The sequence below is a fragment of the Colwellia sp. MB02u-10 genome, from assembly GCF_014077185.1.
Classification (GTDB): Bacteria; Pseudomonadota; Gammaproteobacteria; order Enterobacterales; family Alteromonadaceae; genus Cognaticolwellia.
Genome location: NZ_JACGVK010000104.1, coordinates 367,279 through 380,337, shown reverse-complemented (window position 1 = coordinate 380,337; position 13,059 = coordinate 367,279). Strand labels below are relative to the sequence as shown.

At 35.7% G+C, this 13,059-nt stretch carries 11 protein-coding genes; 9 read left to right on the top strand and 2 right to left on the bottom strand.

Annotation, left to right across the window (positions count from 1 at the left end):
- Positions 1 to 155 precede the first annotated feature (155 nt).
- Together H4J59_RS05640 and H4J59_RS05635 are read left to right on the top strand one after the other, a co-directional pair.
- Positions 156 to 677: an adenylate kinase gene (locus tag H4J59_RS05640; RefSeq protein WP_182237532.1), complete on the top strand. Its 522-nt coding sequence runs from the start codon at positions 156 to 158 to the stop codon at positions 675 to 677.
- A 129-nt stretch (positions 678 to 806) separates the two neighbouring features.
- Positions 807 to 1,052, top strand: a complete 246-nt coding sequence (locus H4J59_RS05635) for a hypothetical protein (protein WP_182237530.1) — start codon at positions 807 to 809, stop codon at positions 1,050 to 1,052.
- A gap of 412 nt (positions 1,053 to 1,464) precedes the next feature.
- Here H4J59_RS05635 and H4J59_RS05630 read toward each other — a convergent pair whose 3' ends face one another.
- Positions 1,465 to 2,931 carry a DEAD/DEAH box helicase gene (locus H4J59_RS05630; protein ID WP_182237528.1) on the bottom strand — a complete coding sequence of 489 codons (1,467 nt, stop codon included), beginning with the start codon at positions 2,929 to 2,931 and terminating at the stop codon, positions 1,465 to 1,467.
- Positions 2,928 to 3,449: a hypothetical protein gene (locus H4J59_RS05625; protein ID WP_182237526.1), complete on the bottom strand. Its 522-nt coding sequence runs from the start codon at positions 3,447 to 3,449 to the stop codon at positions 2,928 to 2,930. Before H4J59_RS05625 ends, H4J59_RS05630 begins: the two co-directional genes overlap by 4 nt.
- 97 nt (positions 3,450 to 3,546) lie before the next feature.
- Between H4J59_RS05625 and H4J59_RS05620 the strand changes: the two genes are divergently transcribed.
- The 7 genes from H4J59_RS05620 (at position 3,547) to H4J59_RS05590 (ending at position 13,055) form a co-directional block, all read left to right on the top strand.
- Complete coding sequence (locus H4J59_RS05620) at positions 3,547 to 3,774, top strand: helix-turn-helix domain-containing protein (RefSeq protein WP_182237524.1); 228 nt, start codon at positions 3,547 to 3,549, stop codon at positions 3,772 to 3,774.
- A gap of 85 nt (positions 3,775 to 3,859) precedes the next feature.
- A complete protein-coding gene (locus H4J59_RS05615) occupies positions 3,860 to 4,729 on the top strand; it encodes a WYL domain-containing protein (RefSeq protein WP_182237522.1) in 870 nt (289 codons plus the stop codon).
- 47 nt (positions 4,730 to 4,776) lie between these two features.
- Positions 4,777 to 6,393, top strand: a complete 1,617-nt coding sequence (locus H4J59_RS05610; RefSeq protein WP_182237519.1) for a type I restriction-modification system subunit M — start codon at positions 4,777 to 4,779, stop codon at positions 6,391 to 6,393.
- Positions 6,394 to 7,608, top strand: coding sequence for a restriction endonuclease subunit S (locus H4J59_RS05605; protein WP_182237517.1), 1,215 nt, complete (start codon positions 6,394 to 6,396; stop codon positions 7,606 to 7,608).
- A gap of 19 nt (positions 7,609 to 7,627) precedes the next feature.
- Entirely contained in the window at positions 7,628 to 10,591 is a 2,964-nt protein-coding gene (locus H4J59_RS05600; RefSeq protein ID WP_182237515.1) for a type I restriction endonuclease subunit R, read from the top strand.
- Positions 10,591 to 12,168 (top strand): AAA family ATPase, encoded by a 1,578-nt coding sequence (locus tag H4J59_RS05595; protein WP_182237513.1) that lies wholly within the window; start codon positions 10,591 to 10,593, stop codon positions 12,166 to 12,168. The genes H4J59_RS05600 and H4J59_RS05595 overlap by 1 nt, the downstream gene beginning before the upstream one ends.
- Positions 12,168 to 13,055 (top strand): HNH endonuclease, encoded by an 888-nt coding sequence (locus H4J59_RS05590; protein WP_182237511.1) that lies wholly within the window; start codon positions 12,168 to 12,170, stop codon positions 13,053 to 13,055. The genes H4J59_RS05595 and H4J59_RS05590 overlap by 1 nt, the downstream gene beginning before the upstream one ends.
- Positions 13,056 to 13,059 lie beyond the last annotated feature (4 nt).

Here is a 13,059-nt window from a genome sequence, read left to right as displayed (position 1 = left end):
AAGTATGTTATGTTTTATCATGCTAGCCTCTGTTTTTAGTTGTTTGACACACTAATTATGGCGCTGGTTTGTAAAACTAACCCACGTTTAGAGGCTAGCACCTTGTGGGGAGTCATTGTGTCTATGCAGATAAGCGTTCAATTAGAGATTAGGTGATGAATCGTATAGTAGTAATAGGCTCTAGTTGCAGTGGGAAGTCTACTTTCTCTCAATATTTAGCGAATAAAAACAAAACTGAATATATCGAATTAGATCAATTACATTGGTTACCTGATTGGAAAGAAAGACCAGATGAAGAATTTAGAGTTTTAGTAAGTGAAGCCGTGTCAGCCGATTCTTGGATTGTAGACGGAAATTATTCAGTTGCTCGTGATATTGTATGGCCACGGGCAACCAAAATAATATGGCTTAATCATTCTTTTAGTTTAGTGTTATATCGTTCAATTACTCGCTCAATTAAAAGAGCGGCGACTAAAAAGAAACTATTCGCTGGAAACATTGAATCGTTTAAACAAACTTTTTTTAGTCGCGATTCAATTATTTTCTGGGTACTAAAAACATACCACCAAAAGAGAAAGAATTATTCAAAGATATTAAAAAATGCAGAAGCTAAAGGTATAACAGTAATTGAGTTTAATAATCAGTCACAAGTAGATGATTACCTTAAAAGTCTATAAAATCTGCATAACAAGCTAATTAACAAGGACAAAAAACAGTTTGCTGTTTTCGTACCTCAACATTTTAGCAAACAATTTTTTGCCTGTTATTAGGGCGTTATATTTTTATCAAATTAGGGAGTTTAAATTATGGATGGTTCACAAAATGAAAATATTTATTGGAGATTCATAAAGTTTTTAATTTCAATATCTTTATCAATTGCATTGCTTGAGCTTTCAGGTGTGGATGTTACTAAAGCTAATGTTGTTTCATTTGATAAATTTTCATTGCCAATATTAATTCTACTTTCAATTTGCTTGTACTCTTTTGATAATATGCTCAAAAGTATTGTTAAATGGTTCGTGAAGAAAAGAAAAATAGGCTTGAGTAATTAAAAATATAACAAGCCATTCAAGCAGGACTTTTAACAGTTGGTTAGGTTCCGCTTCGCTTCACATTTTAACCAACAATTAAAAGCCTCTTAATGGGGCGTTATCGATACAAAAACTAATCCGAAATCAATTTCAGCCTGTTAGTGCTAATGTCTTCTTTGTGGCTAAAGTTAGCGTTCAGAAACGAAATTCGACTGGCGGCTTTGAGCTTAAACCAGCCCCATAAACAAGTTGAGTATTTTGGTTAAAATCAACCTGAATATGATCATGGTTTCACAATAACTCAATGACCGCTATGGCTAGTTACCGACTGTAACGATTTAACGATTAGGTCAGAACCTATATTAAAAATTGTCAGATCAGATATGAGCTACTACAGATCAAACGTGCGGTTAAAACAGTTTTTTTTGTTGAATTATGACACTGCATTGTCACTGCACAACTCACTCAACCCCAACGCAATCGCTTCCTGCTGAAAACGCCCGTAAATATTAACGACTCTTTCATAAGAACTCGTCAAAAAATGTTCTTCAACTGACTCATCAACGCTAAATAAATCAGGCTGTTCATTAACATGACCAATGCTCTCCAAAGAACTAGTACCAAAATCAACTACAACCAAAGGTCTAACTGGTTTTTTCTTATCAAAAATCACAGCACTTAAATCTTTATTTTCAACATCCTCCTGAGCAACAGCTTTCATCTTTTCAAACTTAACCACGTCTGCTTCAAAAGGAACATCTTGTTTAACACGATAAGCATACTCCAAAAGTTTTGGCTCTGCGGGCATGTACAATATAGCCTCTTGATTAGTTGAAGTTGTCATTCTCAAGATGCGACCTAAAATCTGTCTAAAATGCATTTCTGTTTTGATATTGGTCAAGTGGCAACAGACCTGTAAGCGAGGGATATTAGTTCCCTCGCTAATCATTCCTACTGAAATGATCCATTTACTTTTAGCATGCCTAAAATTTTGAATAATACTCATTGGATCATTCTCTCTATAGGTAACAACAACCGCCTCTTCGTTAAAACAGGCTTTCATTAACGTTGAAATCTGTTTTGCATGTTCAACTGATGACGCAACAATTAATCCGGCAGCGTCAGAGTTTTTTGCCCTAATTGAACTTAGTTTTTTCTGCGCAGAAGATATTACGTATTTAATGACCTTCTCATTTTCAATAATTTCCTGATACGGAATGATTGATTGCGATAATAAACACTTAAAGCTCGTAAACGTTTTAGTCTCATCGTCATCTACAACAGAAATATTATTGTTATCTACAGCGATTATCTGCGGTATACGACAAACATTATCTTGAATAGCCTCAGCAAGCCCATAAACGTAATCACATGATATTTTGTTGCTAGGGTGCATATAGTTTGAAAGAACAATAGGAGCAGCATCTGAGCGCCAAGGAGTTCCTGTTAATGCCAGTGTAAATTTTGCCTTATCTTGAATGTTAAGGATTATTTGCTCACCCCATGCATTAGCATTACCAATGTTCGACCCTGCGCAATGGTGTATTTCGTCAAATATCACAAAAACACGATACCGCTCAAACAGGTGCCAAAAACTTGTATCGAGATACTGCAAGTTTTGATATGTGAGCGACCTGCCTTTAGCGCCAATCAAACCATCAAAGCGCTCTTGAGTTCTCAAGTGCAAGCTTTCGCTAAAGTCTTTTGCAACGATGGAAGAAGGAGAAAAGCAAACGACTAAATCTACGAGGTTATTTTTTAATAACTGATCAGCCAATTCAGATGCCATCAAAGTTTTACCAGCGCCTGGTGTTGCTAAAACCAAAAAATGGCTACCACCCCTTCCGTATTGAGCTAAGGCTAAATCAATACATTCAGCTTGCCATTGTCTTAAATTCATATCTTCTCTATAGGTTTATCTTGCTCAAGTAAGCCTTCAATAGCCCTGATTTTTCCTAAAATTCTCGTATTATTATCTTTCGCTTTATTAAATTTAGGTTGTATCTCATCAACCAACTCAGGAAATTCCGAATAAAGTTCCTTGTACGCCTCTGATTCACCAATATTCAATAATAATTCCGACTTATAATGGTTTAATTTGGCAATTAATTTTTTCTGCTTACCTTTTTCAAATACCTCTGGTATAGAATTCTCAGCATTTATGGTCTTAAGAATGTTAGGATCAAATAACCCTGTTTTACTAAAGCGAGTTGCCCCTTTTTTACTGACGTTTCTTTTCTGTAACCAGCCCTTCTTCACTAGCTTGAGGAGCTCTGCGTAAAGCTTTCTTCTTACAACTACAGGGTCTAAAGAGGGATCATTTTTTAAAGTGATATAGGATGATCTGACCTCGCTGGTTGTAAAGTTATCAAAATTTGGCGCTTTAATAATTTGTGCCACAAGAACATCTATTTTCAAGAAAACCTCTAAATTAATTTTTAATGCTCCGATAGCGGAGCAATTTTAGGCTTTTTATTTGTGACAATCAAGCTCCGATAGCGGAGCAAGTGATGTTATGAATATTATTGGAAAAAATATTAAACGAATTAGAGAAGACAAAGCGTGGACACAAGAGGTTCTTGTCGCTAAATGCCAGCTAGCTCAATGGAAGATCACTCGTAGCACATTGGCTAAAATAGAATCCAATGTTAGAAGAGTGACAGACATAGAAGTGAAGTTATTTTCCCAAGTTCTTAAAGTTTCAATTAATGAGCTATTTATTGAAAAGCAGAATTACCAATAACAAACTGTTGATCTAAATCACTTGTAGTACGAATCAAAATGATACACATTAAGTCTATCTAATTATTATTAATAATAAATTTACAATGGACGAATTCAGTTTTGCACAAAAGCAGCGCTTAGCTTATATAGACTTTAAGCTCTATTTTACTGGGATGGTAACTCGTAGTGAAATAGTCAGTCATTTTGAATTAGGTCTTGCGGCAGCAACTAGAGATTTAAAAATCTATAAAGAAAATGCGCTTGATAATATGGCGTATGACAACGTACAGAAGAAATACTTCATCACAACTCAGTTCAAACCTATTTTTAAGTATGATGCTCGTCGCACGCTTATCAAGTTAGCTAATAACATCAGTGATGGATTTGATGGTATTGGCTATACTTCATTCCCTATTGAATCACCAAACCCCTTAAACGTTCCCTGCATTGATATTATCGCTAAATTATCCCAAGCAATAATTAACATTAAGCCTATCAACGTAATATACACCTCTTTAAGCAGTGGTTCTGGCGCAAGAGAGTTAGTGCCTCATTCAATAGTAGATAATGGCTTGCGTTGGCATTTAAGAGCTTACGATCGTAAATCTAAGTCGTTTCGAGACTTTGTTTTAACGCGTATTACTAAAGTTACAATTATTGCACAGACACCATCCCATGAAGAAGATAAGTTAAAAGATCACCAGTGGATGCGAATGGTGCCATTACAAATTATCCCTCATCCAAAAAACGTTGAGCACCCAACAGCAATTAAACTCGATTTTGGAATGGAAAATGGCATGTTAGAAGTCAATGTACGAGCAGCGATGGCAGGTTATTTATTAAGACGTTGGAACGTGGATTGCTCACAAGAAGGTTTACTTTCCGGACCAGAATACCAACTCTATTTACAAAACATTCAAACATTATACGGTGCAGATAATCTCTCAATTGCACCAGGCTATGAGAACAGCTGAAACTTATTTACATGCATTAACAGAATTTATAAAGGACAAGAACAAACATGGCAGATCAAGAAGTAAAAGCAACAGCAGAACAACATAAAAAAGTATTAGAAAAACAGCTTTGGAATATTGCCAATGCACTACGTGGCAATATGAGTGCGGATGAATTTCGTGACTATATATTAGGGTTCATTTTCTACAAATACTTATCAGAGCGTATGCATCAATACGCTGATGGTATTTTGGCAGAAGACGGTCTCAAATTTGACTCAATTGATGAAAGCACTGATGAAGGTCAAGAATACTTAACTGCCATTAAAGAAGAAGCGATTGATCACTTAGGTTACTTCTTAAAGCCAAGTGAACTGTTTCATGTTATTGCTGAAAAGGGCAATAAAGGTGAGTTTATAATTGAAGCTTTAACTGAAGTGCTTAACCATATTGAACAAAGCACTATGGGTACAGCATCAGAAGATGACTTTAACGGTCTGTTTGATGACATTGATTTAACCTCAAATAAACTCGGTAAAAGTGAAAAGCAAAAGAATGATCTAATCACCACAGTATTAGGCCATCTAGATGAAATAGATTTCTGCCTTGATGATACTGAAATTGATGTACTCGGTGATGCTTACGAATATCTCATTGGGCAATTTGCCAGTGGTGCAGGTAAAAAAGCAGGTGAATTTTATACCCCGCCTATGGTGTCAAAGCTGTTGGCTAAACTTGTCACTAAAGACAAAACACAATTAAAATCAGTTTATGATCCTACCTGTGGCTCAGGTTCTTTATTATTACAAGTTTCGAAAGAAATTCACCGTAAAGGTGGGGAAGTGTCTAACTACTATGGGCAAGAGAAAAATCCAAGCACTTATAACCTAGCGCGTATGAATATGATCTTACACGGTGTGCATTACCGTAGTTTTGATATTCAGCAAGACGATACCTTAGAAACGCCACATCACATAGATAAACGCTTTGATGCAGTAGTAGCCAACCCACCATTTTCGGCTGACTGGAGTGCAAATGATGGCTTTAAGTCTGATGAACGTTTTGCTGATTACGGCAAACTAGCACCTAAAGGCAAAGCGGATTTTGCCTTTGTTCAGCACATGCTACATCAGTTAGATGATAGCGGCACAATGGCAGTAGTTCTGCCTCATGGCGTGTTATTCCGTGGAGCTGCTGAAGGACATATTCGCAAATACCTTATTGAACAGAAAAACTGTTTGGATGCGGTCATTGGTTTACCTGCCAATATTTTTTATGGAACGGGCATACCTACTTGCATATTAGTGCTTAAAAAGCAGCGTAAAGCTGATGATAATATTCTGTTTATTGATGCCAGTGCACATTGTGGAAAAGCAACTAATCAAAATTTTTTACGAGAAGAAGATCTTGAGCGTATTTTAGAGGCAGTCGAAAATCGTGAACAGCTTGAGCCTGAAAAAGCAGATAAATATTCTTATGTAGCTACTTGTAAAGAAATTAAAGACGAAAACGACTTTAACCTTAATATTCCGCGATATGTCGATACTTTTGAGGAAGATGCCTCTATAGATTTAGAAGACGTTTTTAATAAATTAAATTCAATTCAATCAGAATTAGAATCTAATGACAAAACCATAGAAAATTATTGTAAAGAGCTTGAAATTCCTAATGTGGGAATATTTTAAATGAATGCTCCTGATTTGAGATTTTCATTCTGTACTGGAAACTGGACTAAAACTAATATAGGAAAAGTTAGTAATGTTTCTTCTGGTGGTACGCCTAGCAGGACTAATCATAGGTACTGGGGAGGAAAAATCCCTTGGGTAACAACATCTTTAATAAAATTTAATTATATTGAAAGTTCAGACGAATTTATAACTGAAGATGGTTTGAAAAACTCTTCGGCTAAATTGTTTCCGAAGGGAACAATACTTATTGCTATGTATGGGCAAGGTGTAACTAGAGGAAAAGTCGCAGTATTAGGTATTGATGCGACAACAAACCAAGCATGCGCAGCGGTTAGCTTTGATTCTGATTTGGTATTTAATAACTTTGCGTTCTATCAGTTAATGAAGAATTATGATGATATACGTAACCTTGCAAATGACGGAGGACAGAAAAATTTATCTGGTAGTTTAATTAAAAGTCTTTCAGTTTATATACCGCCGCTCGAAGAACAGCAAAAAATAGCTGACTTCCTTTCTTCTGTGGATAAAAAAATCAGTCTACTAAAAGAAAAGCATGCCTTGCTGACTCAATATAAAAAAGGTGTAATGCAAAAGCTATTTTCACAAGAGATTCGTTTTAAAGATGAAAATGGCAATGATTTTCCTGATTGGCAAGAATTTAAATTAAATCAGGTCGTAACTCCAATTAAAAGGCGGTTAAAGCAAGCTATTGAAACAGTTCTTACTATTTCAGCAAAGAGAGGCTTTTTATTGCAGGCAGATAGATTCAGCCAAATAATTGCTGGAAATAGTTTAGAGAAATACACACACCTCAAAAAAGGTGAGTTCTCGTATAACAGAGGTAATTCTAAAACTTATACCTATGGTTGTATTTATAAACTTGATGATTATGAAGAAGCGTTAGTTCCTAATATTTATCGAAGTTTTACGCTAAATAAAGGCTGTACGGAATTTTTTGCTCAATTATTCAAAAATAAGTATTTAGATAGACAGCTTAGAAGACTTATTTCTTCGTCAGCTAGAATGGATGGGTTATTGAATATTGGTGAAAAAGACTTTTATGAAGTCAAAGTACCGTTTCCAACTGAAGCAGAGCAAAAAAAGATTGGTGCATTTTTAAATGAACTTGATAAAAAATTAGAGCTAGTTTCACAACAAATAGAACAAACACAAACCTTCAAAAAAGGTTTGTTACAGCAGATGTTCGTATAAATGGATTTAGGAGTTAGTTTTGGCAGTACAACCTGAACAAGTATTAGAAGATAACTTAGTTACTCAGTTGGTTACTCTGGGATATCAAGTTGCGCCAATAACTGATGAAAAATCGTTATTGGCGAATTTAAAGCAGCAGCTTGAAAAGCTCAATGGCTTGAAAGTTAAATTGTCTGACAATGAGTTTAAGCAAGTGCTTAATGCCTTATCAAAAGGCTCTGTATTTGAAAAGGCCAAAACACTCCGTGATAGATTACAAGTTAATCGTGACGATGGTTCTGCACTTTATATTCAATTTTTAGCTGATGATTGGCATAAAAATCAATTTCAAGTAACACAACAAGTTACCGTTGAAGGCCGCTATCAAAATCGTTATGACGTAACCATTTTGGTTAACGGCTTGCCGTTAGTGCAAATAGAATTAAAGCGCAGAGGATTAGAACTTAAAGAAGCCTTTAACCAAGTTAATCGTTATCAGCGCCATTCTTATTGGGCTAGTTATGGCTTGTTCCAATATGTGCAAACCTTTGTTATCAGTAATGGTGTTAATACCAAATATTACGCCAATAATAAAAACCAAAGCTTTAAACAAACCTTCTATTGGGCTGATGAAGAAAATACCCGTTATAGCGAGTTAACGCAGTTTGCTGATACCTTTTTACAACGAGAACAATTAGCTACGCTACTTCAAAAATATATTGTACTAAATGAAACGGATCGCATTTTAATGGTAATGCGTCCGTATCAAATTTATGCCACTGAAAATATTGTTGAACGTGTAGTTGAACGCAATGAAATTGCTGCAACAGGCCAACGCACCGAAAACTTTAATGGTTATATTTGGCATACCACAGGCTCAGGTAAAACCTTAACCTCGTTTAAAACCGCGCAAATACTCACGGGGCTTTCAGAGGTTCATAAAGTAGTGTTTGTGGTAGATAGAAAAGATTTAGATTATCAAACCAGTAAAGAATTTAACGGCTTTGCCAAAGGCTGTGTTGATAGTACAGACAATACCAATTTATTAGTGAATCAATTCACCGATGCACCTGTAGCCGCAGGCAAGGTAAACGAGCATCGTAATACCAAACTTATTGTTACTACAATTCAAAAGCTCAATAACGCCATTAACCATAAGCGTTATTTGTCGCGCATGGGAAAACTAAAAGACAAATCAATCGTCTTTATTTTTGATGAATGCCACCGTAGCCAGTTTGGTGATACCCATCAGCGTATTATTAGCTTTTTTAATAATCATCAAATGTTTGGCTTTACGGGTACGCCCATATTTGTTGATAACGCTACCAGCAAGGCATCACGTAAAACCACCACCAAAGACTTATTTGATGAGTGTTTACATAAGTACACCATTGTTGATGCTATTAAAGACGAAAACGTACTCAAATTTAGTATTGAATATGTAGGTCGTTACAAGCAGATAGGCTCTGATTTGGAAAGTGCCAATGAAATGGATATTGATGTTGAAGACATTGATACCAAAGAGTTATTAGAATCTTCTGTTCGTTTAGAAAAAATCACCGACTACATTATTGCTAACCATAACCGTAAAACCCACAGCAAAACGTTTACGGGTATGTTCTGTGTTAGCAGCATTGAAACGTTAGTTAAATATTACGACTTGTTCCAAGCAAAAAAAGTAGCGGGTGAGCATAACTTACGTATTGCCACTATTTTCTCTTACTCCGCTAATGAAGAAGACCCAGATGCCAATGGCTTTACGACAAGTGACATTGAAGATGAAGAGCTCACTATAGCGGCAGAGCCGAAAGCAGCTTATTCAACAGGTAATAAAGATTCAAACGTTCATAGCCATAGTCGTGACAAATTAGAGCAGTATATTGGCGACTATAACGCCATGTTTGAAACCAGCTATACCACCAAAGATAGTAAATTGTTTTATAACTACTACAACGATATTTCAAAAAAAGTACGTGAACGTAAAGTTGATATTCTGCTTGTGGTCAATATGTTCTTAACGGGTTTTGATAGCAAACCGTTAAATACACTTTATGTGGATAAAAATCTTAAACACCACGGTTTAATTCAAGCATTCTCACGCACTAATCGCATTTTAAACGAGCAAAAGTCTCAAGGTAATATCATAAGCTTCCGAAACCTTAAAAAGGCGACTGATGATGCATTAACGCTGTTCTCTAACAAAGATGCAAAAGAAACCGTGATCATGCCGCCTTACCATGATTTTGTGCGATTGTTTAATGAAGCATTAGAGCGTATGCAAGTCATAGCACCTGATGTTGAAAGTGTTGATGACCTGCGCGACGAAGAACAAGAGCTTGAATTTGTTAAAGCGTTTCGTGAATTAATACGCCTTAAAAATGTATTAAGCACCTTTGCCGACTTTGACTTTAACGATGTTGAGTTAGACGAACAAGGCTTTGAAGATTACAAAAGCAAATACCTCGATTTATATGACAAAGTAAAAACTGATACCAGCAAAGAAAAAGTATCAATACTCGAAGAGGTCGATTTTGAGCTAGAGCTTATTCAACGTGACGAAGTAAACGTGCGTTACATCTTACAGTTATTAGCATTGCTCAAAGGCGCTGATAACGACAAAGACTACGAATACCAATACAAATCAATCATGCAGCTACTTGGTGGCACACCAGAGTTAAGATCTAAGAAAGAGTTGATCGAACAGTTCATTCAAGAAAACCTAAATAACCTTAGTTCATCAGAAGAAGTAATGGATGAGTTTGATAGCTTTTGGGAACAAGCAAAAGTAAAAGCGGTTGACGAAATTTGCCAAGAAGAGTCACTCGTATCCGGCAGCTTCAAAGCATTAGTCGATAAAATGATCTACACCAATGAAGAACCACTACGTGAAGATATCGTAGCAACAATGGAAAAAGCCCCAAGCGTACTGCAACGTAAAAAAGTAATACCGAGATTAACAGAAAAGGTTAAGAGCTTTGTTAGTACGTTTTATGGTGGCATGTAATGATGAATTTTGTTGTTATGGATATAAGTGCAAATAGACCAGTAACAGGCATAAATACCGCTTACCTAAATATAGATAATTGGAACGATTACTCTTTCATTACAATGTTTTATTTAACTGTTTTTGATGAAACAGGTAAAAAACATGAAATTGGTAATGTTAAAATAGGCTTTAAAGGACAAACGACAGATAAAGGGACTTATATAACTTTAGAGAACGTTTTTTCTCCTTTATCAGACCAATATTTTTCGTTAGGAACCGATGTTGAGTATTATAAAAATTTAGAAAAGTTAGATGAGCAACTAAGAGTTAGTGTTCTAACTGGGTTACAAGATATTGTTTATAAACCTGAGAAATTGAAGGAAATTGAAGATGAGGAAGTTTTAAATACATCTCTTTTTCGTGATGTTACTTTATCAGAAGTACATGGTCAGTTTTCTAGGGTGCTCGCTGGTCTTGCAGAGTTATCTAACTTTGATTTTAATTTTGTAAGACAAAATGTTGATGGGTTTTGCGATTTAAAAATACCGTTTGAAGTAAAGGTAGGCTCTATACCAAGTACTAATATCCATACATTTATCGGACGTAATGGTTGCGGTAAAACCACTATTTTAAACGGTATGATTGATGCGATTACCAACCCCTCGAATGATGAGTGCTTTTTTACAGAAAGTAACCTTTTTACTGAATCTCGAATTCCAAACGGATATTTTCGTTCATTAGTTTCTGTATCATTTAGTGCCTTTGATCCTTTTTCTCCGCCTCAAGAACAACCAGATCCAGCTAAAGGAACAAGGTATTTCTATATTGGTCTTAAAAATAGAGAAAATAATGAAAGCCTCAACTCATTAGGTGATCTTCGGAAAGACTTCGTTTCAGCCTTAATAGGGTGCTTAAATAATAAAGATAAAAAAAATCTTTGGCTTGATGCAATTAGTAACTTAAGTAGCGATCAAAACTTTGAAGATATGGGATTAAGCATCCTTAATACGAGATTTGTTAATCTAAAAGAAAAGCATCAAAACATTCAAGTTTATAACGATAAATTTATAGAGCTTTTTTACCAGGATATAAGTAATTATCTACAACGCATGAGCTCGGGGCATGCAATTGTATTTTTTACTATAACAAGATTGGTAAACACTGTTGGCGAGAAATCCCTTGTACTGCTAGACGAGCCTGAAGGGCATCTTCACCCACCGCTTCTTTCAGCATTTTTACGGACATTAAGTGACTTATTATATGTTAAAAATGGTGTTGCAATCATTGCGACTCATTCACCTGTTGTTCTTCAAGAAATACCAAAATCTAGTGTTTGGAAAGTTTTACGTTCTAGAGAAGCTATTACAGTAAAAAGACCTGAATTAGAGACATTTGGTGAGAATTTGGGTGTTTTAACCCGTGAAGTTTTTGGACTCGAGGTTGCTAGTTCTGGTTGTCATTCATTGTTAGCAAAGTCTGTTGAGTTAGGTCTTTCTTACGATGAAATACTAGCTAGATATAAGAATCAAATAGGTTTAGAAGGTAGGACTGTTTTAAAAGCTATGGTCTTAAGCCGAGACGCTGGTAACTCATAATGAAAAAATTAAGTCCTCCAGCCATATCTTTCAACGATATGTTAATGACATGCGCAGATGGAATGGAACAAGTAAATGTTCGAACTAATTTCATTTCACTCTTTCCCGCCTTTGCTGCAAAAGAGCAACAATATCAGGCGCTGAGTTTGGTAGGTAATTTATATAGCTATCCTAAAGTAGACCCTTTAACTAACACAACTCTGGTGATTGGGCATCTCTCCAAAAGAAAGTTGATTAATCTCTATGAAAATAATGTTCTCGATAAAGATAAGCCAGCGAGAAGGTATTATGATGCATTGATGATTTCCTCTGGAGAAAGATGTCCATTCTGTGGAGATATAGGGCACACTAAAAATTTGGATCATTTTTTACCGAAAGCTCACTTTCCTGAATTTTCAGTGATGCCTTTGAATTTGGTACCATCATGCCGTGATTGTAATATGGGTGAAAAAGGTCAAGCTTACGCTACAAACGCTGATGAGCAATCAATTCACCCCTATGTTGATAAAGACATTTTCTATCAGGAGCAATGGGTTTTTGCTGAGTACATTGACGAAAATGATGGTGCGATACGTTACTATGTAAGGTGTCCGGATGTTTGGAGTCAAGAAAACAAAAATAGAGCGGAAAACCATTTCAAGACTTTAGACTTAGCAAATCGATATAGCCTGGAAGCAGGTAAACATTTAAGTGAAGTTATTGATCAGAAAAATGGATTTGTAAATGTAATACTCAGTTTTTCTCCGCAGGCCAGCCCTCAAGCTATAAAAGATGCATTTATTAACGCTAATTTACAACCTGTTATAGATGCAGGGCAATTTAATAATCATTGGAAAAAAGTAATGTACCAATGTTTAGCTAATTCTTTACCATTTTTTAATAGGTAATATT